Source organism: Polynucleobacter sp. AM-25C3 (assembly GCF_018882335.1).
GTDB lineage: Bacteria > Pseudomonadota > Gammaproteobacteria > Burkholderiales > Burkholderiaceae > Polynucleobacter.
In genome coordinates this window covers 168,805-190,409 of record NZ_JACVOS010000003.1, presented here as the reverse complement: position 1 = coordinate 190,409, position 21,605 = coordinate 168,805, and the positions used below count along the sequence as shown (strand labels likewise).

The window sequence follows — 21,605 nt, the reverse complement described above, 5'->3', positions numbered from 1 at the left end:
GTAGCTAAAAATGGATTCAAATACACCAAATATCGCACTCAGCACGAATACTCCTTCAATTGAATTTATTGAGGAATGTCGACACCAATCCGCTTTAGCCTCATCTGAAGATCGAGCTAATGATGAATTTATGGCTTTTTTAGACCAAGCTCTTCTAGATATTGAAGGGTTCTAGCCATAAATACTTACCTAGACCAGCTGGCGTAAATAGCCCCAGTTAAGCAAGAGGCCGCTATGGCGCTTAGCCACTCGAGCATCTGTCCAGACTGAAAGAAGCCTGTAAATTGCCCTACATAGGAGCTCGCTAAGGCAGATAAGAAGCCTATTAAGGCGGCCATGAGGAATTTCTTGGCCTTGGGTTTAGCTTTTCGCTCTCCCGGGTAAAAAGCTAAGGCGAGTACGCCAGTTAAACCACCGATCACCAGAAAAGCTAAAAACCCCATTGCTACCCCCATTATTACTGCCATCAAATCTATAATCACCATTATGAAGTTGTTGACACTCGGCATCAATCATCACACAGCGCCGGTCGCCATTCGGGAAAAGGTCGCCTTTGACCCTGAATTTCTTCAAGAAGCGTTGCACGATCTTCGCCAACATCTCGTTGGCGCGAATCAGGCCGGACTGCCTGAGGCCACCATTCTGTCTACCTGCAATCGTACCGAGCTCTATTGCGCGGCCAATGATGCAGACGCAGTCAGTCTTTTACATGAAGCTACCTTTGATTGGCTAGCCAAAACTCAACGACTTGCTCCAAGTAGTTTGGAGCCACACATTTATTCCTTGCCGCAATCGGATGCCGTGCGTCATGCTTTTAGAGTAGCTTGCGGATTAGATTCAATGGTGATCGGTGAAACCCAAATCTTAGGTCAGATGAAAAATGCTGTACGCACTGCTAACGATGCAGGCGTCTTGGGCACTTATCTCAATCAACTCTTTCAAAAAACTTTTGCTGTCGCAAAGGAAGTTCGTGCTTCAACTGAAATTGGGGCCCACTCAATCTCGATGGCCGCGGCTTCGGTGCGCTTAGCCGAACGTATCTTTGAAACCATTGCCGACCAACGTGTACTGTTTATTGGTGCTGGCGACATGATCACTTTATGCGCCACCCATTTTGTTGCACACAAACCAAAAGCAGTTGCGATTGCCAATCGCACAATTGAGCGCGGCCAGGAATTAGCAGACTCAATTTCTATTCAAGATATTGAAGCAGAGTCGTTCAAGCTCTCTGAGCTTCCTAGTCGCCTCCACGAATTTGACATCATTGTTTCTAGCACCGCCTCATCGCTACCCATTATTGGCCTTGGCATGGTGGAGAGCGCCCTAAAGCAACGTCGCCATAAGCCAATGGTTATGATTGACTTAGCTGTTCCTCGTGACTTTGAGCCTGAAATATCTAGACTCGATGATGTGTATCTCTACACCGTGGATGATTTAGGTGTGATGATTCAAACGGGAGCCTCCTTGCGCCAAGCGGCTGTCAGTCAAGCCGAAGCCATTATTGAAGATCGTGTTGGCAATTTCATGCATTGGATGCAAGGTCGCAAGACTGTGCCGCTCATTCAGGATATCCAGCAGCAAGGTGAGCACCTCAGGCAACTCGAACTGGATCGCGCCATGAAACGATTGATGCGCGGCGATGACCCCCAGGAAGTTCTTAATGCAATGGCACAAGGCTTAACCAATAAGTTCTTACATGGCTCATTGCATGCTTTACAACACTCCAACGGCGCTGAGCGTGACGCCCTGATTAAGTTGCTACCTAAATTATTCGCCTCGCATTCCAAGCCAGAAGATCATTAAATGAAGCCCAGCATGCGGGCTAAGCTAGACCACCTAGATACACGCTTAGCCGAACTCAATTCCCTATTAACTACCGAAGAGTCCACTAAAGACATGGACAACTATCGGAAACTCACGCGTGAGCATTCTGATATTGCAACAGTAGTGGAGCAATTCGGCCTATACAAACAGGCTGAGGCAGATGCACAAGCTGCTGATGAAATGCGCAAAGATCCTGAAATGAAGGACTTTGCTGATGAAGAACAAAAGCAAGCTCAAGCCACCATGGAAGAGCTTGAAGGGGTGTTGCAAAAGCTGTTGCTCCCCAAAGATGTCAATGACGAACGCAATGTATTTTTGGAAATTCGCGCGGGTACTGGTGGTGATGAAAGCGCCCTCTTCGCTAGCGACCTTCTGAGAATGTATACCCGCTTTGCCGAACGTCAAGGCTGGAAGGTTGAAGTGGTTAATGCCGCTGAATCCGATCTTGGTGGCTACAAAGAAGTTGTCTTGCGCCTAGTTGGTCAATCCGTTTACTCTCGCCTCAAGTTTGAATCTGGTGGTCACCGAGTTCAGCGCGTACCCCAAACAGAAACTCAGGGACGTATTCATACTTCCGCCTGTACAGTGGCAGTCATGCCCGAAGCAGATGAGCTAGAGGCTGTGAAAATTAATCCTGCCGAACTACGTATTGATACCTTTAGAGCTTCAGGTGCGGGTGGTCAGCATATTAATAAAACGGATTCCGCAGTCCGCATTACCCACTTACCTACGGGCACAGTCGTTGAGTGCCAGGATGATCGAAGCCAGCACCGCAATCGTGAGCAAGCAATGAAGGCTCTTGTCTCACGCATCATGGATGCACGCGAACGTGAAAAGCACCAACTCGAAGCCCAAACCAGAAAATCTCTGGTTGGCTCAGGTGATCGCAGTGATCGTATTCGGACCTATAACTTTCCACAAGGTCGGATTACTGATCACCGCATCAACCTGACGCTCTACAAAATTGATGCCATGATGGATGGCGATATTGATGATCTTTGCAATGCTCTTGCGTCTGAGCATCAAGCAGAGCTGCTTGCGGCACTTGGCGATAGCTAATACAAGCAGGATGAGCATCGGCCAGTCTTTACGGGAATTAATTGGTAACTGCGCATTGCCAGCGAATGAAGCACGGATATTACTAGCCCACCTACTAGAGAAGTACTACCAGCTCCCACGCTCTGCCCTTCTATCTCGTGATGATATGAGCTTGAATGAGCAAGCTTTTCAGGAATGGGAAAGCCTAGTCTCAAGAAGAGTGAATGGCGAGCCCATTGCGTACATCTTGGGTAAAAAAGGATTCCACAATATTGAACTTCTAGTAGCCCCAGGTGTTTTGATTCCTCGTCCAGAAACCGAGCTCCTGGTAGATATTGTCCTTGCTGAAATCACTAGACTCAATCAGTCAACCAGGGTTCTGGATCTGGGAACGGGCTCTGGCGCTATCGCACTCGCAGTCGCAAGTGCGACTCCATTAGCATCACTTATTGCAACAGATCAATCGACAGAGGCTTTGGTCATTGCCAGGCAAAATGCCAAATTCCTCAATCTGACAGATCAAGTTCAGTTTTCACAAGGTAGTTGGTATGAAGCTGTGGGCCCACAAAATCAGTTTGATGTGATTGTCAGCAATCCCCCCTACATAACTGACCGGGACCCACACCTTACTCAAGGAGATCTTCGATTTGAGCCCCCTTCAGCTCTAACCGATTACGCCAGCGGTCTTAGCTGCTTGGAGATCATTATTTCTCAGGCCGATGAATTCTTAAAACCTGGTGGCTTGATCGTTGTTGAGCATGGCTTTGATCAATCTGAAGCAGTGATAGCGCTCATGAAACTTGCAGGATTAGTCAACATTCAGGTGCATCTTGATTTAGCAGGCTTAAGCCGTGCTGCCTCAGGAAGAAAATCACCCTAATAGCCATTAGCGAATTAACCCTTTTCCTCAGATAGCCTTAAAATTACCCTCATTATTAGTTGCAAATCAATATCGCCCTACAGCATAAATTCAGGAAAAAATATGGATACCCAAGCAAAAATTCAAGAAATCGTTTCTAGCCATCCCGTTGTATTGTTTATGAAGGGAAATGCTCAGTTTCCTCAATGTGGCTTTTCTGGAAATGCAGTCAACATCCTGCGTTCAAGTGGTGTAGACAAGCTGCACACAGTGAATGTATTAGAAGATGCAGAAATCCGCCAGGGTATTAAAGAGTTTGCTAACTGGCCAACCATCCCACAGCTCTATATCAATGGTGAATTCATTGGCGGCTCCGACATCATGACTGAGATGTTCCAAAGTGGTGAATTGCAAAAGCTGGTGAAGGCTTAATAATTTATTAATTGCACAGACCACATTTGTGACTTTTGACTTAAGCTCCCTTTTACTATTTGGCCTGCCATTCGGTTTATGCGCAGGCCTTTTGGTCTATGCGCTCAATTTGCGTTCTGCACTTATACGGGTCGAGCAACAAAATCAAGCGGAAGTTGCACTCTCCATTAGCCTTCGAACAGAGCGTGATCAAGCTTTACAAAACGCCATTCGACTTGAGTCGGCACTGGATTCTGAGCGCAAGCAGGGCCTAGGCAGGATTGAATCCCTAAATGAAGCTAAAGAGGCATTGACTAGCCAATTCAAAAACCTCGCCAATGAAATTTTAGAAGACAAGTCCAAGCGCTTTACTGAACAGAACGTCGCCAACTTGGATGCCTTACTTAAGCCATTGCAAACTAAGTTGACTGAATTCAAGGAGCAGGTCAATACTTCCTATGGCAATGAAGCGCGTGAGCGTTTTGCACTCAAGAGTGAAATCGAGCGACTTGCCAACCTCAACCTCCGGATGTCAGACGAAACGCGCTCCCTCACCCAAGCGCTCAAAGGTGACTCAAAAGTACAGGGCAATTGGGGTGAATTGGTTCTAGAGTCCATCTTAGAGTCCTCAGGTCTTCGCAAGGGCGAGGAATACCTAGTACAAGATAGTCACACCCAAACTGATGGCTCACGCCTTCAGCCTGACGTTGTCGTCAAGCTGCCCGAAGGTAGAAGTCTAGTAGTCGACAGCAAGGTTTCCATCACGGCTTACTCCCGTCATGCCGAGGCTTCAGATTCAGTAATTGCAGAACAAGAACTGACTGCCCATATCCAATCACTACGTCAGCATATTCAAGGGCTATCCAGCAAGAACTATAGCTCTCTGTACGGCATTGGCTCGGTAGACTTTGTATTGATGTTTGTGCCCATTGAGCCAGCATTCTTATTGGCACTCAAGACTGCACCCAACCTATATCAAGAAGCGCTAGCAAAGAATATTGTGCTGGTCTGCCCAAGCACCCTGATGGCAACCTTGAGAACTGTTGCGCATTTGTGGCGTCAAGATTCGCAAAACCGCAATGCACTAGAAATTGCAAAACAGTGCGGCACGCTCTATGACAAGTTTGTTGGTTTTGTGGATGATCTCGAAAAGCTAGGCCAACGCTTAGATCAGGCTCAAACTAGTTACCACGATGCCTTCAATAAACTGAAATCTGGCAAGGGTAATCTGATTCGTACTGCGGAGAAGGTGCGTGAGCTGGGCGTTAAGCCCAGTAAGACTCTCTCCGCGCCCTTAATTGAATCGTCTACAGACCCAGAATAAAAATTGACTGCTATCAGCACATCAGAATTCAAAGTCTCATCGCATTCTTATCGAAAAGTAGCTATTGCAGCCTGCTTTGGCACTTTCTTAGAATGGTATGACTTCCTGACGTTCGCCACTCTGGCCGTTGTATTTGCCCCGCTCTTCTTCCCCTCCACCGATCCTAGTACAGCCCTCTTAGCAAGCCTTGCGACCTTTGGAGTAGGCATGGTGGTGAGACCTATTGGAGCGGCCATTTTCGGGAGCATCGGCGATCGTATTGGGCGGCGACCCGTCTTCATGATCACAATTACCCTCATGGGAATTGCTACGGTATGTGTTGGTTTTTTGCCGACCTATGGCCAAGTAGGCATCTGGGCGCCTATTCTTCTAGTTGGCTTGAGACTCTTGCAGGGCCTCTCAGCAGGCGGTGAAATTGGTGGCAGTGCCGTTTACCTCACAGAACATGCTGGCGACTCGAATCGCGGCTTTAAGACCAGCTTCTTGCAGCTCATGGGGCCATTAGGTATTTTAGTTTCCACCCTACAAATTGCACTGCTTCAAGGCTATCTGACTCAAGAAGAATTTCTATCCTGGGGTTGGCGAGTTCCGTTTTGGGTCTCCCTCATTTTGTTATTGGTCGCCTTTAAAGCCCGAATGGCTTTAGAAGAAACGCCAATCTACCTGCAACTCAGTAAAACGGAAGCTCAATCTAAAAACCCTCTGAGAGACAACTTCAAAGATCCAGAAACCAGAAAGAGAATGTTTCTACTCTTCTTCTGCATCTCTGCAGGTGGTGCGGTGCTGTTTTTCTGTGTTCAGGTCTATACCTCGATCTTCCTAAAGACTTCAGTAAAACTACCTCCTCAATTAGTAGATCAATTGAGTGTTTACGCAACAATTGCCCTGCTCCCACTCACCATCTTTGCCGGTTGGCTCTCAGACAAGATTGGTAGAAAGCCGGTGATTGTGAGTGGCCTCATTTTGGGGGCGACGCTCATTTTGCCCGCATTTCACTTATTACAAAACATTGGTCAGGAAGTAATTCAAGATAGTGCAACTTCAAAAATAATAATCACCCTCATATTGATTGGATTGTCAGCAATTCTGGCATTAGTAGTAGGCCCACAAACTGCACTACTTGCAGAGCTCTTCCCAGCTAAAACTAGAAATAGTGCAGCAACACTTCCACACAACTTAGCAGCGGGCTGGATTGGCGGCCTTCTGCCATTAATTGTTACCTGGTTAAACCAAGAATGGGGTAGCAATCTTGCGGGACTTTGGTATCCGACGATTTTTTTAGTTAGCGGTGCAGTGGTGGCAATACTGTACTTGCCGGAAACCAGAACAACGAACCTGCTGAGTTAAAGCAACCAGGTAGCGAAAAAAGATAAGTCAGAAAATGAAAAAACCTAAATTCGCGAGAATTTAGGTTTCAAATTTATGGTGCCCCTTGTCCGACTCGAACAGACCACCTACTGATTACAAATCAGTTGCTCTACCAGATGAGCTAAAGGGGCAACGGATAATATTTTAACCTATTTCACAATCGTCAAGGAAGGTCTGCTGGCCTTTGGCTTTTCTGCCTCACCTAGGCTTCCTATTTCTGATTTACTAGCGGGAGTTTGGCGGGCATCAAAGGGAAAAGACATGCCCTGGCCATTTTCTCTCGCATAGATTGCCAGAACGTGCGTCACGGGAACCATAATCTTTCTCGGAACCCCACCAAATCTTGCTTGGAAGCTGATCCAATCATTATCTAAATTCAGTTGATGACAGGCTTCGATAGAGAGATTTAAGACGATTTCATCATTCTTAACAAACTCCATGGGGACTTCAACGCTAGAGTCTACAAAGACCGCCATGAAAGGCGTAAAACCAAAATCCGTGCACCACTGATGTAGCGCACGGATTAGGTAGGGTTTATTGCTTGGGACGTCAGACATGCTCATTTAGCCGCCTGAGTAATGTGCCGCTTAGCGGCGCATTACCTTTTCTGAAGGCGTTAAAGCCTCAATGTAAGCAGGCCTACTGAAAATACGCTCAGCGTATTTCAACAAGGCTGCCGCATTGCGCGAGAGATCAATGCCGTAATGCTCCAAACGCCACAATAGAGGAGCAATTGCCACATCAAGCATAGAGAACTCTTCACCCAACATGTACTTATTCTTCACAAAAATAGGTGCCAATTGAGTCAATCGATCACGAATAGCTAAACGTGCTTTTTCATGGGACTTCTCAGCGGCCTTGCCTTTTTCATTTTCCAAAGCAGCTACATGTACAAACAATTCTTTCTCAAAGTTGAAGAGGAAGAGGCGTGCGCGTGCGCGTGCAACAGGATCAGGCGGCATCAATTGTGGATGCGGAAAACGTTCATCAATGTACTCATTAATGATGTTTGACTCATACAAAATTAAGTCGCGCTCAACCAAGATGGGGACTTGGCCATAAGGGTTCATAACCGAGATGTCTTCTGGCTTGTTAAACAAGTCCACATCACGGATCTCAAAGTCCATGCCTTTTTCGAAAAGCACCAAACGGCAGCGTTGCGAGAATGGGCAGTTTGTGCCCGAGTACAACACCATCATAAATTTATTTCCTTAAATATCTACTTCAATACAACAAACGCACAAACAACTGCGACTTTACATCTCATACAACCGTGGCTTAGTGGATATCTTTCCAATAAGCCTTATTCAAACGCCATGCCAACAAGGTAAAGATTGCCAAGAAGATAAGCACAATCACACCCAGACGCTTACGCTCTAGTTGAACTGGCTCTGCCATCCAAGACATAAACGCAACTAAGTCTGCGATGTTATCGTCATACTCTTGTGGCTTCATGGTTCCCGGAGTCAATTGCTCGAAACCTACGAATACTTTTTCCATTCTGGCTTCGTCATGCGGATCTTTACGCTCTTCAAACTTCGCCGCGCGCTCACCCTGCAGTTGCCACAATACGTGCGGCATACCTACGTTTGGAAACAACAAGTTATTCCACCCAGTTTGAGTAGTGTCATCCTTGTAGAAAGTGCGGAAATAGGTATAAAGCCAATCAGTACCACGTGCACGCGCCTCAACGGATAAGTCAGGGGGAGTCTTACCGAAGAATGCCTTGCCTTCCTTTGGTGTCATCGAGATAGTCATGAGATCCCCGACCTTGGCATCATTCAAAATCAAGTTATCTTTGATTTGCTGATCCGTCAAGCCAATGTCGCGCAGACGGTTGTAACGCATGCTCACTGCTGAATGGCAGTTTAAGCAATAGTTCACAAATAGCTTGGCGCCATTTTGCAAGGAAGCATTGTTGCTTACCCGATTAGGCGCTTTATCCAATGGAAAACCTTCTTCATTGGCGCTAGCGTTGAGGCCAAAACCAAGGGCAGCAACCAATATTGTTACTTGGCAGATGCCCTTCAAAGTTTGCAGAATTCGTTTCATACTAGTTCCTAATTTCTCTTTGCCAATATCTCAGGCGTGAATTAATGGGCCTTAAAAGTAACGCGGGTTGGAACTTGCTTGAATGTGCCAAGCTTGCTCCAGAACGGCATTGCCAAGAAGAAGCCCAGATAATAAATAGTGCAAATCTGAGAAATCTTTTCAAACACTGGTGATGGCGGCTCAATACCCAAGTAACCCAAAACCACAAAGCTCACCACAAACACACCATAAATATATTTATGGAACTGTGGACGATAGCGAATAGATTTCACCGGAGAATGATCCAACCAAGGCAAGAAGAACATGATCACAACAGAACCACCCATGATCACAACACCCCAAAACTTGGCATCAAATGCGTAGAAGCCAGCAGCCAACACCAAAGCAATAGCAGCGCAAGCACCCTTAACCTTAATGTCTTTAGTGCTAATCGCAAACATGCCCAAAATCACTGCCAAGAAAATCCACAATGGCAATAAGAAGTTAGTGGTAGTTGCACGCAACATCGAGTAGAACGGCGTGAAATACCATACTGGTGCAATGTGCGTTGGAGTAACAAATGGATTTGCAGGAATAAAGTTATTCGCCTCTAGGAAGTAACCATTCATCTCAGGAGCAAAGAACACAATACAAGCAAACACCATTAAGAAAACGCCCAATCCAAATACATCGTGCACGGTGTAGTAAGGATGAAAAGGAATGCCGTCTAATGGAATGCCTTTTTCATCTACGGTTTCTTTAATTTCAACACCATCTGGATTGTTGGAGCCAACTTCATGCAAAGCAATGATGTGGGCAGCAACCAAACCAATCAGCACTAATGGGATCGCAATCACGTGGAATGCAAAGAAGCGATTCAAAGTTGCATCACCAACTACATAGTCTCCACGTAACCATAAAGACAGGTCTGGGCCGATCAATGGGATAGCAGAGAACAAGTTCACGATTACTTGAGCACCCCAGTAGGACATTTGACCCCATGGGAGCAAGTAGCCAAAGAAAGCTTCACCCATCAAGCACAAGAAAATTGCGCAACCGAAAACCCAAATTAATTCACGTGGCTTGCGATATGAACCGTAGATCAAACCACGGAACATGTGCAAATAGACCACTACGAAGAACATTGAGGCACCAGTTGAATGTAGGTAACGAATCAACCAACCCCATGGCACTTCGCGCATGATGTACTCAACAGACTCGAAAGCCTTTGCAGCGTCAGGCTTGTAGTTCATTACCAAGAAAATACCTGTAATGATTTGCAATGCCAGTACAACAATGGCTAAGGAGCCAAAAAAGTACCAAAAATTGAGGTTTTTAGGTGCGTAATACTCGGTTAAATGGGCTTTAATCGAGGATGTGAGGGGGAAACGGGAGTCAACCCAAGCTAACACCTTCTGGGATACAGGAGCGTCTGCCGGGACTTCTTTTTCGTGAAATGCCATTTATCTCTCCTTAGGCCTTCTTATCTTCGCCAACCAGAATCTTGGTATCGCTCAAATACATATGCGGCGGTACTTCCATATTGTCTGGGGCTGGTTTGTTCTTAAATACACGGCCTGCCATATCAAATGTAGAGCCATGGCATGGGCAAAGGAAGCCGCCTGGCCAAGTATTAGGCAAAGAAGGCTGTGGGCCTGACTCAAACTTCGCTGTAGGGGAGCAACCTAAATGGGTACAAATACCCACTACAACTAAGTACTCAGGCTTAATTGAGCGCCATTGGTTTTGAGCATAAGGAGGGGTAAATTGAGCGGGATCCCTTAAAGAATCAGGGTCTGCGAGCTCCGAATCAATTTTGGAAAGTTCGGCAACCTGCTCTGGCGTGCGACGCACAACCCAGACGGGCTTACCACGCCATTCAACCATACGCATCTCATCTGGCTGCATGCCAGCAATATCGATCTCAACAGCAGCGCCAGCGGCCTTAGCACGCTCAGAAGGCTGAAAACTGTCCACAAAAGGGTAAAGGGCTGCGGCTGCACCAACACCGCCGACCGCTGAAGTAGCGATCAACCAATTACGACGATCCTTGTCCATACAGGGCTTGTCACTCATTTACAAAATTCCTCGATAGAGCATTTATAGGTGGAAATTGCTTAAAGGTAAGATTTTAAAGTAAAAAGTGGGGTATGCAACAAAGTTATGGGGTTAATCTTGAGTTAATCTCAATCTAAATCAAAAGGAAGGCATTTATGAGCGTTTTAAAGGAATTTCGGGACTTCGCAGTCAAGGGCAATGTCATTGATTTGGCAGTGGGCGTGATCATTGGGGGAGCCTTCGGGAAAATCGTGGACTCCCTGGTAAATGACATTGTTATGCCGGTTATTTCCACCCTTTTGGGTGGGCACATTGATTTTACAAATCTTTTCCTCGTGCTGGGCACAATCCCAGACGGCGTTCCACGGACATTTGATGCCCTCAAAAAGGCTGGTGTACCTATTTTTGCTTATGGCAACTTCATCACCATCTCCATTAACTTCATTCTCTTGGCCTTTGTAATCTTTCAGATGGTCAAAGTAGTTAATAGAGTACGTTCAATGGATGCCCCTCCAGCTCCGCCAACACCAGAAGATATCGTCTTATTAAGAGAGATCCGGGATAGCCTGAAAAAATAAATTTGCTTGCAGAATGGATACCATTTGCATCCTTTACCCAAAGGTTGTCTCATTAACCTCCGTTAGGCTGGCAAACAAGCGGCATTTCCCACATAGGTTTACCTTGACTGTAATCGCAAGATACGCCAACTGGAGATTTTGTACTGGCTAGACAACCCGCTAACGTGAGGATCAACAAGATTATTGATATGTATTTCACTAATATCCACCTTTTAAAAGATTAAGAAAAAACCCACCATGTTTCCATGGTGGGTTAATTTAATACCAAACTAATCATCAACTAGCTTACGCTAGCAATGAATTAGAAAGTGTGACGTACGCCAACTGCGTATTGGCTAGCAGCAGCTGAACCAGTTACACCTAACACAGTAGTGATGTTAGAAGTTTGTGTTTTACCGTAGATTGCATACAAGTTTGTACGCTTGCTCAACAAGTAGTTTGAACCTAACTGCCATGCGTTCATGTTAGCTGTTGGCTCGCCTACACCAGCAGCTTTGTAGCTACCGTTACCAATGTTTGCCCATGCTTCGATTGTTGGTGTAATAAAGCTACGTACACCAATCTGTTGACCTGAACGCTTAACGTAGTCATTAGAGTTCAAAACTGAGAGTTCCTTGCGGCTAATCCATGAAGCGTAAGCTTTCAAGATACCGAAATCATAAGTTGCACCAACATAAGCTTGGTTATCTTTTACGTTAGTACCATTGTCGTTGGTATTGGTCGTTGTAATTGGATTAACAGTGCTTACGTTAGTCTCATTTCTGAAAGACTGATAAGCGGCTGTTACAAGCAATTTCTGCCATGTGTAATCAACACCCAAACCCCAACCGTTAACGTTCTTTGTACCACCGGCTGTGTATAGCGCAGCTGTGTTGTTAGCACCAGTTTGTGTTTCGTTTTGATTCTTTTGTGAGTAAATACCTTTTGCGCTAAAACCAGCAAATTTCTCAGTGTTAAATGTGATCGCGTTGTTTTGACGAATTGTGTAAGCAGCTGTTGATGTATCAACAGAGTTTGCTTTTGCAGGGTAGATGATGCTACCAACTACGTTGTTTTGCTGACCAGGGTCAGTTGCGGCAACAGAAGTATGGATTGGAGTGTACTGAGTACCAATAGCAGCTTGACCCAAACCTTTTTTGCTCAAACCAACAAATGTTTGACGGTTAGTTAAGCCGCCAGCTGTTGAGCCTGACAGACGGTCTTCTTGTGGATAGAGTTGGAATTCAGCTGTGAAGAAACCAGCTAATCCGCCGCCTAAATCTTCAGTACCTTTGAAGCCTAAGCGTGATGTTGTCTCTGCTGATTGACCGAACTGAGCAGAAGTTGTCTTCTTGCTTCCAACTGCATTAGATGCAGGGAATGCTTTTGCATCAGCACCAGTAAAACCAACGTCCAAGATACCGTAAACAGTCACTGATGACTGAGCTTGTGCAGCGCCAGCAAATGCTGTCATTGCTGCGATTGCTAATAGCGATTTTTTCATTCTTTAAATCTCCATAAATTGAAAGTAATGCCCAAATAAAACTGGGACCTACGAATTTTGCTTGTTTTGCCCTACTAGACTGGGGGTTAGAGTATTTAGGAGCTCTTTTTGCTTGTCAAAAGGCAGTTTTTTGGCTTTCTTCGTTGTATCAGGGCAACAAGGGCTTTGATTTCTGTCTTTTTAGGGCCTTGAATGCCAAAATTGTCATATGGCAAGCCGTGAATTCCTAAAAATCCTACAATTAGCCCGTATTGGTGACGTTTCTGCGCAACAAAATTTAGCATCCGCCTATCTTACCGGGGCCTTTAAAACCCCAATACAACCAGCTAATGCCTTGATTTGGCTAGAAAAATCATACTTATCACTTACAAATCAGATAGTTAGCAATGCAAGCTCAAGTAATGAGGAAATTTCTGATCTTGGGGTGCCATCCCCGCAAATTCTGGGGATGCTTGAGCAAATTGCTGCAGTTCCACTAGCAGTCACTTTTAATTCTCCAGCATTTTCCTTTGGATGGAAATCATTCTGGCAAACAACAAGACTAGAAGTTCCTGCGCGTTACGCTGCGCAATGGCAACTAGCTGATCTACTTTTGCATCCCGATAAAAAAGATCTCCAAAGTGAACTTGCTACATGGCTTGTCAAACAAAGTGGCGAGAGCGATCTTTCCACGCTGCAGAAAATCGCCAAACAATTTCTATCAAATCTAGCTGAGACAGAGTCACCGTATACCAATTCAGCAAAAGAGCTTCTCATTAAATTACAGCCAAAAGATGAAGCACTCTCCTCCCTTTGGAATGCTTGGATCTTGGAAAGGAATGAAGTATCGCTAATACAGGCAGCAGAACTTGGCCTAACGATTGCAAAACTCGCCTTAGGCTTACGTCTAGCCCAATTCAATGAAGTTAATTCTGATGCGAAAGATTCGATTGGGGCGGGCGGCGGCAAATCAAATGCCTCTCTTAAGAAGGCAGCCTATTGGTTAGAGCTTGCAGCAAAAGATGGCGATCGTGATGCCTGGTTCGCTTTGGGCGAGATCTATCGTCGCCCACAGTTCTCTGGCTATAACGCAAGCGAGAGCGATCGCTGCTTTGATCGGGCTGCTGACTTAGGTCATGCGCAAGCGCAGTTTCGGAAAGGTGCCAATTTGTGGCGCAAGCGTGAAAAGATTGAAGAGAAAGTGCGTGGACTGCAAGCGTCTTACTGGATTTGGCAAGCCCATCAACAAGGCGTACCTGAAGCAAAAGAATTACTAGGCAAAGTTTTGGAGAATGTTTCCAGCCCCAAGAGCAACGATTGGCATCAGTTAGCTAACCATGCAGAACAAGCCTTGAATCATCATGCGGAGCATAAATTGGAGGAGGAGTGGATTTTGTTATGCCACCGACTCATCATCGCCAATCAATTTAATCTCAGCAAGGCCGAGTTATTGCTTTGCGAAGTGGGGCAACTACAGCATGAACATTGCGTTGTTGTAGACATTCGTCATGAATTACCAAAGATTCTGCCTCGATTGATTCAAATAGACACCACTCAGCAGCGCCGCTCTTTACTAGCTGCAGGAAAGATCTTTGCCGGAAGCGAAGCCGACCTCGAGGGAAATCTACGACAAAGACGCTATCGATTTGATCGAGTCACCGAGTGGCTTCAAACCACCTTCTCACAAGATCAAGCAGTCGCTTGAGGATCGACGTCTTTAGATTCGCTATCTTTAGCGGCACCAGCATCTTCATCCGTCGGCTTAGGGACATAGAAGCGCGCTATTAAAAGCCCTAGCTCGTAGAGCAAGCTCATTGGCACCGCTAAAAGTAATTGTGAGAGAACGTCGGGCGGCGTAACGATGGCAGAGATCACAAACGCACCAACAATGACGTAAGGGCGAATTTCTCTCAGCTTAGCCAAGGGAACTATCCCCATGCGTACCAATACCACTACCACTACCGGCACCTCGAAGGTGATACCAAAAGCTAAAAAAGTGGTCATCGCAAAGCTGAGGTAATTATCGATATCCGTAGACATCTCAGCACCCAGTGGCGCGTTATAACTTGCCATGAATTTAAATACAGTCGGGAATACTAAGAAGTAAGCAAAAGCCATCCCAAAAATAAACAGGCTGTAACTACTCACGACCAAAGGCACGATCAGCTTGCGCTCATGTTGGTAGAGTCCTGGCGCAATAAAAGCCCATATCTGGTACATCACTACTGGCAAGGCAATTAAGAAAGCAACTAGCATGGTCACCTTCATTGGCACAAAGAAAGAGCCAGTGACATCGGTCACAATCATCTTGCCGCCAGCGGGCAGCGCTTCAAGTAATGGCTGTGCAAATAAATGGAAAATATCTGGCGCCCAATATACAAGGCTCAAGAAGACAATAATAATAGCTATTGCAGCCTTGATAATGCGATCACGCAACTCATACAAGTGCGATAAGAAAGATTCTTGTAAACTCGAATCTTCTGTTGAGTTGTTTTGCGTCATCTAAATATAATTTTGAGTTACTTGGTGGCGCTATGATGAAAACGCTTCATGCGAGCAGCGCCTGATTGAACTCTCGTACGCATGCCAGTCGAGCGCTTAAACCAAATCGGTCTTGCTGCGCGTCTCACGCCCCAGCTCTTGCGACCTTGGCGTATCGATTTTTGTAGCACTTCCTTTTCATCTAAAGGGGCTCGTGTAAACATATTCGAACCGATATCAGCTTGGTCGCTTAAATTAGCACCTGCCTCTTGCACGGTAGATTGAATGGAACTCTCGACATCTTTAAAGGCAGAGACACTTTCTTCACGGAGTTTCTTAAACTCTTCAATGTCCATCTGGCGACTCACTTCAGATTTCACGTCAGCCATGTAGCGCTGTGCTCGTCCGAATAGATTACCTGCCATGCGGGCAATCTTAGGAAGACGCTCGGGGCCGACCACCACCAATGCAACTACTGCAATGAGTGCAAGCTTTGAAACACCAAGATCAATCATTTAAAAATGATGCGCGGGTAATTGCACACTGTTGATATTTACTTGTTTACGTCTTTAGCCTGCACATCCACAGTTTTCTCTGTTGATGCGGTAGCGCTCTGGATTTGTTCCTTGGCTTTATCTTGCGACTCTTCAGTTCCCTCAGGCGTTTTCATACCATCTTTGAAGCCTTTAACAGCGCCGCCTAAGTCAGTTCCGATATTGCGCAATTTTTTGGTACCAAATACCAACATCACGATTACCAAAACAATTAACCAATGCCAAATGCTAAATGAACCCATCTTCAATCTCCTCGGACTATTTTTTCCAGGGGCGTGGACCGCCCATCACATGCAAGTGCAGGTGATAAACCTCTTGCCCACCATCCGCACCATTGTTCACTACCAATCTAAAGCCGCCATCTTTTCCGGGACGGCAACCCTGCTCCTTGGCAAGACGCGGTGCTAATTCCATCATTCTACCTAGCAATGGCGCATCCACCACTTCTGCCAACTCCAACATAGGGATATGCTTCTTGGGAATCATTAGAAAATGAATTGGTGCAGCCGGATTGATATCTTTAAAAGCAAATATCTCCTCATCCTCGTATACCTTTTGGGATGGGATTTCGCCCTTAGAAATCTTACAAAACAAGCAGTTAGGATCGTGGTTCACGGTTTCGTTCTAGTTTTGATGAATTTATCGAGTTTTACTGTATTTACTCTTTACCAGCAGCTTTTCTGGCCGCCTTTTCTTCAATTCCCGAGGTCCCCAGGCGACGATTGAGCTCAGCCACCACATCCTCTGGGCGTAAGCCAAACTGAGAAAGTGCTATTAAGCAATGGAACCAAAGGTCAGCCATCTCGCCAACTAAGAGCTTTTGCTGCTCAGGGGCTAGATTGGAGTTACGCGCATCCTTAGCCGCCATCACCGCCTCAGTAGCCTCCTCACCAATCTTCTTGAGAATCCCATCATCACCCTTGGAAAAGAGCAAAGCAGTGTAAGAGGTCTTTGGATCTGCTTGACCAGCCTTAAATGCATCACGTCGTTGATCCACCACATCGGCCAAATGAGCCAAGGCAGAATCTAAATTGGAGGGGTTTTGTGCTGAACTAGTCATAAAGGGATTTTATGTCTTTTATCGCCATGAAGACTAAGAAGGCTTATTTAAGACCCTGAGACTCATCTACCCAAGCAGATTGCGCTGAATCCCACCGCTGGAAAAAGCAACTATGCTCACCAGTATGGCAAGCAATGCCATCTTTTTGCTCAACCAAGATCAAAATCGTATCGCCATCACAATCGAGGCGGATTTCTTTAACTTTTTGGATGTGGCCCGATTCTTCACCCTTGTGCCAAAGCTTTTGTCTTGAGCGAGTCCAATAGACCGCCTCGCCCAAACGCAATGTAGCCAATAAGGCGTCCCGATTCATCCAGGCCATCATCAAGATATCTTTGCTGCCAACCTCTTGAGCAATCACCGGAACCAAGCCCTGCTCATTCCAAGTAACGGCATCAAGCCATGCGCCCGCTTCTAAAGTGTCAATTGGGGTGAACGAGCTCATATTTATCTTCTCTATATTTTTATTAGCTCTTAAATACGGACCGGAATTCCTTGGCTAGCCATATATTCTTTTGCTTGGCCAACGGTGTATTCACCATAATGAAAAATACTCGCCGCAAGAACGGCATCAGCATGACCTTTGGCAATGCCATCGACCAAGTGCTGCAAATTACCCACCCCGCCAGATGCAATCACCGGAACACTTACCGCATCGCTCACTGCTGCAGTTAACTCAAGGTCAAAGCCATCTTTACTACCATCGCGATTCATACTGGTGAGAAGTATTTCACCAGCACCGCGTTTGGCCACTTCAGTTGCCCACGCGACTACATCCATACCAGTAGCAGTTCTACCGCCATGGGTAAAGACTTCCCAATTACCCGCTTCAGTTTTTTTAGCATCAATGGCAACGACGATGCACTGCGAACCGTAATAGGCTGCAGCATCAGATACTAAATCTGGATTGGCTACAGCAGAAGAATTCATGCTCACCTTGTCAGCGCCAGCATTGAGTAAGCGGCGTACATCCGCTACGGCGCGCACACCGCCACCAACGGTTAAAGGAATAAATACTTGGGATGCAACATCTTCAATGATGTGCAATATTAGATCGCGCCCATCAGATGTAGCTGTGATGTCCAAGAAAGTGAGCTCATCGGCACCTTGGGTGTCATAACGTTTTGCAATCTCTACAGGATCACCCGCATCACGCAAGCCAACAAAGTTCACGCCTTTAACAACGCGCCCTGCTGTGACATCAAGGCAGGGAATAATTCGCTTAGTTAGCACTGATCAGCACTCTAGACAATTTTCTTGATGAACTTCAGGGTTAACTCATCGGCATATTTTTGCGCCGCCGTTAAATCTAAATCACCAGCGTAAATTGAGCGTCCCGCAATCACGCCCATAATGCCTTCAGCTTCAGCCTCACATAGCGCTTCAATATCTTGATTATTCGATAAACCACCACTAGCAATCACTGGGATCCGGATCGCTTGTGCCAATTTAATCGTGGCATCCATATTGATGCCCTTCATCATGCCATCACGACCAATGTCAGTATAGATAATTGCTTCTACGCCGTAGCCTTCAAATTTTTTAGCAAGGTCGATCACTTCATGGCCCGTAATCTTGCTCCAGCCATCAGTGGCTACTTTGCCATCACGTGCATCTAAGCCCACCATGATGTGGCCAGGGAAAGCAGTGCAAGCATCCTGAACAAAGCCAGGACTCTTCACAGCAGCTGTGCCAATAATGACGGTACTGATGCCGTCATCCAATAAACGCTCAATCGTTTCGAGATCGCGGATACCGCCACCTAGCTGAACTGGAATCTCATCGCCAACCGCTTTAAGAATGGATTTAATTGCAGACTCATTTTTGAGCTTCCCAGCAAATGCGCCATTCAAATCTACTAGGTGTAAACGACGTGCGCCCTTGCTGATCCAATGTGCCGCCATCGCGCCAGGATCCTCAGAAAAAACAGTGGCTTTATCCATATCACCTTGTTCGAGTCGAACACAGTGGCCGTCTTTTAGGTCAATCGCGGGAATCAGCAGCATAGCGGTAGTTTAGAAAAGTATTAAGGTTGCCAAGAAACAAAATTTTTGTAGAGCTTTAGTCCGTATTCTGCACTTTTTTCTGGATGAAATTGCGTTGCAAAAATATTATCCCTTGCAACAGCAGAAGTAAACCAGTCACCGTATTCGGTTGAGCCCGCAATATCTTCCTTACGTTGCGGCACAACATAGTAACTGTGCACAAAGTAAAAACTTGTTAAATCGGGAATGCCATCCCAAATTGGGTGTTGGCGATCCTGACGTACCTGGTTCCAGCCCATATGCGGAACCTTGGACGCAGAGCCATCTGGCTGCAATTTGCCAGTAAGCTCAAAACGTCTTACTTCACCCGGAATCAATCCTAAACAAGGTGTCCAGGGGGTATTAGAGCTTGCTCGCACTTCAGCGCTTTGATCAAACAGCATCTGCTCGCCCACACAAACACCCAATAGCGGTTTATTTTTGGCAGCATCTAAAAGCGCCTCTAGTAAACCAGACTCTTGGAGATGCTTCATGCAGTCCGGCATAGCGCCCTGTCCTGGAAGCACCACTCGCTCGGCGGCAAGGATTTCTTCTGGGGTGTGTGCAATTAAGACATTAGCATCCGGCGCCACATGATGAAAGGCCTGATAGACGGAACGCAGGTTACCCATTCCGTAGTCAACGATCGCAATGGTTTGCGTCAATGGTTAGCCTATGTTCTGTAGTTTTGTGACAGTCTTCTACTCAACACTAGAATTTTTCTAGATTAGAGACTGCCCTTAGTCGAAGGAACAACACCAGATGCACGTGGATCCAACTCTAAAGCCATGCGCAAAGCACGGCCAAAGGCCTTGAAGACGGTTTCAATCTGGTGGTGGGCATTAATGCCACGCAAGTTATCGATGTGTAAAGTGACTCCAGCATGGTTTACAAAGCCACGGAAGAACTCGATGCTGAGATCCACGTCAAAATCACCTACACGCGCACGAGTAAATGGGACATTGAATTCCAGTCCTGGGCGACCAGAAAAGTCGATCACAACGCGAGAAAGGGTTTCATCCAAAGGCACGTAGGAATGGCCATAGCGAGTAATACCAGCCTTATCGCCAACCGCTTTGGCAAATGCCTGCCCCAAAGTAATGCCCACATCCTCAACAGTGTGGTGATCATCAATATGGGTATCGCCTGTAGCGACCACTTTAAGATCGATCATGCCGTGACGGGCAATTTGATCGAGCATATGGTCTAGGAAAGGTACGCCCGAGGCTAGCTCAGCTTTACCTGTGCCATCCAAGTTGATGTCAATTTGAATTTTGGTTTCCGAAGTGTTTCGGGTAACGTCGGCTTGCCGCATGCTTCAGTGCGCCGCGAGGCGAAGTGTTGATTGAAGCCTCATAATATCATTCCTAATACAGATATAAATGCCAATTTTGATTGTTGGCGTTTATTCATTTTTGCTGATTTTTGACCAGAGTCCCTCATGAGCCGCTTTTGGAGCCCCGTTGTTCAGACCCTCACCCCCTATATTCCCGGGGAGCAGCCGCAAATGCAGCGACTGGTCAAACTCAACACCAATGAGAGCCCCTACGGCCCGTCTCTCAAGGCGCTAACGGCCATTAATACCCAAACAAATGATGATCTAAGGCTCTATCCAGATCCCGAGGGTGTAGCCCTTAAAAAGGCTATTGCTGATTTACATGGTCTGGACCCAAAACAGGTGTTTTTAGGAAATGGTTCAGATGAGGTTCTAGCCCACGTCTTTTTAGGCCTCCTCAAGCAAGCTAAGCCCATCCAGTTTCCAGATATCACCTATAGCTTCTATCCAGTCTATTGCAAGTTATTTGGGATTGACTATCAAACAGTCCCCTTAGGCCCTAATTTTGAAATTCAGATAGCGGATTTCAAGACCCCGAATGGTGGGGTTATTTTCCCCAATCCGAATGCCCCCACTGGTCGCGCCATCCCACGATCAGATATCGAAGCCCTGCTCAGCAAAAATACAGATTCAGTAGTGGTCATCGATGAAGCCTATGTCGATTACGGGACCGAGTCTTGCATTCCACTTCTACGCGGAAATGCATGCCCAGAAAACCTCTTAGTCGTGCATACCCTTTCCAAATCCCGCGCCCTAGCAGGGTTGCGTGTTGGGTTTGCCGTGGGTCACCCCGCTTTAATTGAGGGTCTAGAGCGTGTCAAGAATAGCTTTAACTCTTACCCGCTGGGTCGCTTAGCGCAAGCTGGAGCAATTGCGGCAATACAAGATCAAGCCCATTTGGAATCTACAAGTAAAAAAGTAATTCAAACTCGCGAACGCTTGGTCACTGAATTAAGTGCATTGGGTTTTGACACTTTGCCATCTACAGCCAACTTTATATTTACGCGTCACCCAAAACATGCCGGTGGAAAGTTATATCAAGTTTTGCGGGATCGCGGCATTATCGTGCGCCACTTTAAGTCACCACGCATCGAAGAATTTTTGCGCATCACCATCGGTACCGATGAGCAAACGAATGAATTGATTTCCGCACTGAAAGAAATTCTGGCCAGCACTTGAGCTAGCTAGAAATTTATT

Annotated in this window: 27 protein-coding genes and 1 tRNA gene; 10 read left to right on the top strand and 18 right to left on the bottom strand. The window is 46.2% G+C overall.

The features are described from left to right. Positions 1 to 10 precede the first annotated feature (10 nt). Entirely contained in the window at positions 11 to 175 is a 165-nt protein-coding gene (locus tag ICN12_RS03235; RefSeq protein ID WP_216270610.1) for an antitoxin MazE-like protein, read from the top strand. Between the two features lie 10 nt (positions 176 to 185). On the opposite strand, the gene ICN12_RS03230 is transcribed toward ICN12_RS03235, so the two are convergent. Next, positions 186 to 443: a hypothetical protein gene (locus tag ICN12_RS03230; protein ID WP_216270609.1), complete on the bottom strand. Its 258-nt coding sequence runs from the start codon at positions 441 to 443 to the stop codon at positions 186 to 188. Between the two features lie 43 nt (positions 444 to 486). On the opposite strand from ICN12_RS03230, the gene hemA reads away from it, so the two are divergent. From hemA to ICN12_RS03200, 6 genes are all read left to right on the top strand, one after another. Then, positions 487 to 1,803: a glutamyl-tRNA reductase gene (hemA, locus tag ICN12_RS03225; RefSeq protein WP_216270608.1), complete on the top strand. Its 1,317-nt coding sequence runs from the start codon at positions 487 to 489 to the stop codon at positions 1,801 to 1,803. Next, positions 1,804 to 2,883, top strand: coding sequence for a peptide chain release factor 1 (gene prfA / locus ICN12_RS03220; RefSeq protein ID WP_216270607.1), 1,080 nt, complete (start codon positions 1,804 to 1,806; stop codon positions 2,881 to 2,883). Next, positions 2,804 to 3,742: a peptide chain release factor N(5)-glutamine methyltransferase gene (gene prmC / locus ICN12_RS03215; protein WP_255537666.1), complete on the top strand. Its 939-nt coding sequence runs from the start codon at positions 2,804 to 2,806 to the stop codon at positions 3,740 to 3,742. Before prfA ends, prmC begins: the two co-directional genes overlap by 80 nt. A gap of 102 nt (positions 3,743 to 3,844) precedes the next feature. Beyond that, a complete protein-coding gene (gene grxD / locus ICN12_RS03210) occupies positions 3,845 to 4,153 on the top strand; it encodes a Grx4 family monothiol glutaredoxin (RefSeq protein WP_216270605.1) in 309 nt (102 codons plus the stop codon). Between the two features lie 28 nt (positions 4,154 to 4,181). Then, the gene (locus tag ICN12_RS03205; protein WP_216270604.1) at positions 4,182 to 5,456 is read left to right on the top strand and encodes a DNA recombination protein RmuC; all 1,275 of its coding nucleotides are present in this window, start codon (positions 4,182 to 4,184) and stop codon (positions 5,454 to 5,456) included. Between the two features lie 3 nt (positions 5,457 to 5,459). Beyond that, positions 5,460 to 6,803: an MFS transporter gene (locus ICN12_RS03200; RefSeq protein WP_216270603.1), complete on the top strand. Its 1,344-nt coding sequence runs from the start codon at positions 5,460 to 5,462 to the stop codon at positions 6,801 to 6,803. A 76-nt stretch (positions 6,804 to 6,879) separates the two neighbouring features. On the opposite strand, the gene ICN12_RS03195 is transcribed toward ICN12_RS03200, so the two are convergent. The 6 genes from ICN12_RS03195 to petA all read right to left on the bottom strand — a co-directional run bounded on the left by ICN12_RS03195 (position 6,880) and on the right by petA (position 10,931). Beyond that, a tRNA-Thr gene (locus tag ICN12_RS03195) sits at positions 6,880 to 6,955 on the bottom strand. 18 nt (positions 6,956 to 6,973) lie between these two features. Continuing rightward, a complete protein-coding gene (locus tag ICN12_RS03190) occupies positions 6,974 to 7,381 on the bottom strand; it encodes a ClpXP protease specificity-enhancing factor (RefSeq protein ID WP_216270623.1) in 408 nt (135 codons plus the stop codon). Positions 7,382 to 7,411: 30 nt separating this feature from the next. Continuing rightward, the gene (locus ICN12_RS03185) at positions 7,412 to 8,023 is read right to left on the bottom strand and encodes a glutathione S-transferase N-terminal domain-containing protein (RefSeq protein WP_216225766.1); all 612 of its coding nucleotides are present in this window, start codon (positions 8,021 to 8,023) and stop codon (positions 7,412 to 7,414) included. Between the two features lie 79 nt (positions 8,024 to 8,102). Beyond that, on the bottom strand, positions 8,103 to 8,876 hold the full coding sequence (locus ICN12_RS03180) for a cytochrome c1 (protein ID WP_216270602.1): 774 nt from the start codon (positions 8,874 to 8,876) through the stop codon (positions 8,103 to 8,105). Between the two features lie 41 nt (positions 8,877 to 8,917). After that, entirely contained in the window at positions 8,918 to 10,318 is a 1,401-nt protein-coding gene (locus ICN12_RS03175) for a cytochrome b (protein ID WP_216270601.1), read from the bottom strand. Positions 10,319 to 10,328: 10 nt separating this feature from the next. After that, on the bottom strand, positions 10,329 to 10,931 hold the full coding sequence (gene petA, locus ICN12_RS03170) for a ubiquinol-cytochrome c reductase iron-sulfur subunit (RefSeq protein ID WP_216270600.1): 603 nt from the start codon (positions 10,929 to 10,931) through the stop codon (positions 10,329 to 10,331). A gap of 137 nt (positions 10,932 to 11,068) precedes the next feature. On the opposite strand from petA, the gene mscL reads away from it, so the two are divergent. Then, positions 11,069 to 11,491, top strand: coding sequence for a large conductance mechanosensitive channel protein MscL (gene mscL, locus ICN12_RS03165; protein ID WP_216270599.1), 423 nt, complete (start codon positions 11,069 to 11,071; stop codon positions 11,489 to 11,491). 301 nt (positions 11,492 to 11,792) lie between these two features. On the opposite strand, the gene ICN12_RS03160 is transcribed toward mscL, so the two are convergent. Further along, entirely contained in the window at positions 11,793 to 12,974 is a 1,182-nt protein-coding gene (locus tag ICN12_RS03160) for a porin (protein ID WP_216270598.1), read from the bottom strand. Positions 12,975 to 13,182: 208 nt separating this feature from the next. Here ICN12_RS03160 and ICN12_RS03155 point away from each other — a divergent pair, with 208 nt between their 5' ends. Further along, entirely contained in the window at positions 13,183 to 14,658 is a 1,476-nt protein-coding gene (locus tag ICN12_RS03155; RefSeq protein ID WP_216270597.1) for a tetratricopeptide repeat protein, read from the top strand. Here ICN12_RS03155 and tatC read toward each other — a convergent pair. From tatC to hisB, 10 genes are all read right to left on the bottom strand, one after another. Then, complete coding sequence (tatC, locus tag ICN12_RS03150; RefSeq protein WP_216270596.1) at positions 14,643 to 15,455, bottom strand: twin-arginine translocase subunit TatC; 813 nt, start codon at positions 15,453 to 15,455, stop codon at positions 14,643 to 14,645. The two genes, ICN12_RS03155 and tatC, sit on opposite strands and share 16 nt — an antisense overlap. Positions 15,456 to 15,472: 17 nt before the next feature. Next, positions 15,473 to 15,949: a Sec-independent protein translocase protein TatB gene (tatB, locus tag ICN12_RS03145; protein WP_216270595.1), complete on the bottom strand. Its 477-nt coding sequence runs from the start codon at positions 15,947 to 15,949 to the stop codon at positions 15,473 to 15,475. Between the two features lie 38 nt (positions 15,950 to 15,987). Then, positions 15,988 to 16,230 carry a Sec-independent protein translocase subunit TatA gene (tatA, locus tag ICN12_RS03140; protein WP_216270594.1) on the bottom strand — a complete coding sequence of 81 codons (243 nt, stop codon included), beginning with the start codon at positions 16,228 to 16,230 and terminating at the stop codon, positions 15,988 to 15,990. A 16-nt stretch (positions 16,231 to 16,246) separates the two neighbouring features. Continuing rightward, the gene (locus ICN12_RS03135) at positions 16,247 to 16,603 is read right to left on the bottom strand and encodes a histidine triad nucleotide-binding protein (RefSeq protein WP_216270593.1); all 357 of its coding nucleotides are present in this window, start codon (positions 16,601 to 16,603) and stop codon (positions 16,247 to 16,249) included. Between the two features lie 43 nt (positions 16,604 to 16,646). Further along, on the bottom strand, positions 16,647 to 17,048 hold the full coding sequence (locus tag ICN12_RS03130; protein WP_216270592.1) for a phosphoribosyl-ATP diphosphatase: 402 nt from the start codon (positions 17,046 to 17,048) through the stop codon (positions 16,647 to 16,649). A gap of 43 nt (positions 17,049 to 17,091) precedes the next feature. Next, a complete protein-coding gene (gene hisI / locus ICN12_RS03125; RefSeq protein ID WP_216270591.1) occupies positions 17,092 to 17,493 on the bottom strand; it encodes a phosphoribosyl-AMP cyclohydrolase in 402 nt (133 codons plus the stop codon). Between the two features lie 29 nt (positions 17,494 to 17,522). Then, positions 17,523 to 18,281, bottom strand: a complete 759-nt coding sequence (gene hisF / locus ICN12_RS03120) for an imidazole glycerol phosphate synthase subunit HisF (RefSeq protein ID WP_216270590.1) — start codon at positions 18,279 to 18,281, stop codon at positions 17,523 to 17,525. A gap of 11 nt (positions 18,282 to 18,292) precedes the next feature. Then, positions 18,293 to 19,054, bottom strand: coding sequence for a 1-(5-phosphoribosyl)-5-[(5-phosphoribosylamino)methylideneamino]imidazole-4-carboxamide isomerase (gene hisA / locus ICN12_RS03115; RefSeq protein WP_216270589.1), 762 nt, complete (start codon positions 19,052 to 19,054; stop codon positions 18,293 to 18,295). Positions 19,055 to 19,074: 20 nt separating this feature from the next. Continuing rightward, positions 19,075 to 19,737, bottom strand: a complete 663-nt coding sequence (gene hisH, locus ICN12_RS03110; RefSeq protein WP_216270588.1) for an imidazole glycerol phosphate synthase subunit HisH — start codon at positions 19,735 to 19,737, stop codon at positions 19,075 to 19,077. Positions 19,738 to 19,799: 62 nt separating this feature from the next. Then, positions 19,800 to 20,387: an imidazoleglycerol-phosphate dehydratase HisB gene (gene hisB / locus ICN12_RS03105; protein WP_216270587.1), complete on the bottom strand. Its 588-nt coding sequence runs from the start codon at positions 20,385 to 20,387 to the stop codon at positions 19,800 to 19,802. Between the two features lie 126 nt (positions 20,388 to 20,513). On the opposite strand from hisB, the gene hisC reads away from it, so the two are divergent. Beyond that, entirely contained in the window at positions 20,514 to 21,587 is a 1,074-nt protein-coding gene (gene hisC, locus ICN12_RS03100) for a histidinol-phosphate transaminase (protein ID WP_216270586.1), read from the top strand. The last annotated feature ends 18 nt before the right edge of the window (positions 21,588 to 21,605 follow it).

Bases quoted from the DNA above. Each gene is read 5' to 3' on its own strand.
- ICN12_RS03235 (WP_216270610.1), top strand. From the start codon at position 11: ATGGATTCAAATACACCAAATATCGCACTCAGCACGAATACTCCTTCA.
- ICN12_RS03230 (WP_216270609.1), bottom strand. From the start codon at position 443: ATGGGGTTTTTAGCTTTTCTGGTGATCGGTGGTTTAACTGGCGTACTC.
- hemA (WP_216270608.1), top strand. From the start codon at position 487: ATGAAGTTGTTGACACTCGGCATCAATCATCACACAGCGCCGGTCGCC.
- prfA (WP_216270607.1), top strand. From the start codon at position 1,804: ATGAAGCCCAGCATGCGGGCTAAGCTAGACCACCTAGATACACGCTTA.
- prmC (WP_255537666.1), top strand. From the start codon at position 2,804: ATGGCGATATTGATGATCTTTGCAATGCTCTTGCGTCTGAGCATCAAG.
- grxD (WP_216270605.1), top strand. From the start codon at position 3,845: ATGGATACCCAAGCAAAAATTCAAGAAATCGTTTCTAGCCATCCCGTT.
- ICN12_RS03190 (WP_216270623.1), bottom strand. From the start codon at position 7,381: ATGTCTGACGTCCCAAGCAATAAACCCTACCTAATCCGTGCGCTACAT.
- ICN12_RS03185 (WP_216225766.1), bottom strand. From the start codon at position 8,023: ATGATGGTGTTGTACTCGGGCACAAACTGCCCATTCTCGCAACGCTGC.
- ICN12_RS03180 (WP_216270602.1), bottom strand. From the start codon at position 8,876: ATGAAACGAATTCTGCAAACTTTGAAGGGCATCTGCCAAGTAACAATA.
- ICN12_RS03175 (WP_216270601.1), bottom strand. From the start codon at position 10,318: ATGGCATTTCACGAAAAAGAAGTCCCGGCAGACGCTCCTGTATCCCAG.
- petA (WP_216270600.1), bottom strand. From the start codon at position 10,931: ATGAGTGACAAGCCCTGTATGGACAAGGATCGTCGTAATTGGTTGATC.
- mscL (WP_216270599.1), top strand. From the start codon at position 11,069: ATGAGCGTTTTAAAGGAATTTCGGGACTTCGCAGTCAAGGGCAATGTC.
- ICN12_RS03160 (WP_216270598.1), bottom strand. From the start codon at position 12,974: ATGAAAAAATCGCTATTAGCAATCGCAGCAATGACAGCATTTGCTGGC.
- ICN12_RS03155 (WP_216270597.1), top strand. From the start codon at position 13,183: ATGGCAAGCCGTGAATTCCTAAAAATCCTACAATTAGCCCGTATTGGT.
- tatC (WP_216270596.1), bottom strand. From the start codon at position 15,455: ATGACGCAAAACAACTCAACAGAAGATTCGAGTTTACAAGAATCTTTC.
- tatB (WP_216270595.1), bottom strand. From the start codon at position 15,949: ATGATTGATCTTGGTGTTTCAAAGCTTGCACTCATTGCAGTAGTTGCA.
- tatA (WP_216270594.1), bottom strand. From the start codon at position 16,230: ATGGGTTCATTTAGCATTTGGCATTGGTTAATTGTTTTGGTAATCGTG.
- ICN12_RS03130 (WP_216270592.1), bottom strand. From the start codon at position 17,048: ATGACTAGTTCAGCACAAAACCCCTCCAATTTAGATTCTGCCTTGGCT.
- hisI (WP_216270591.1), bottom strand. From the start codon at position 17,493: ATGAGCTCGTTCACCCCAATTGACACTTTAGAAGCGGGCGCATGGCTT.
- hisA (WP_216270589.1), bottom strand. From the start codon at position 19,054: ATGCTGCTGATTCCCGCGATTGACCTAAAAGACGGCCACTGTGTTCGA.
- hisB (WP_216270587.1), bottom strand. From the start codon at position 20,387: ATGCGGCAAGCCGACGTTACCCGAAACACTTCGGAAACCAAAATTCAA.
- hisC (WP_216270586.1), top strand. From the start codon at position 20,514: ATGAGCCGCTTTTGGAGCCCCGTTGTTCAGACCCTCACCCCCTATATT.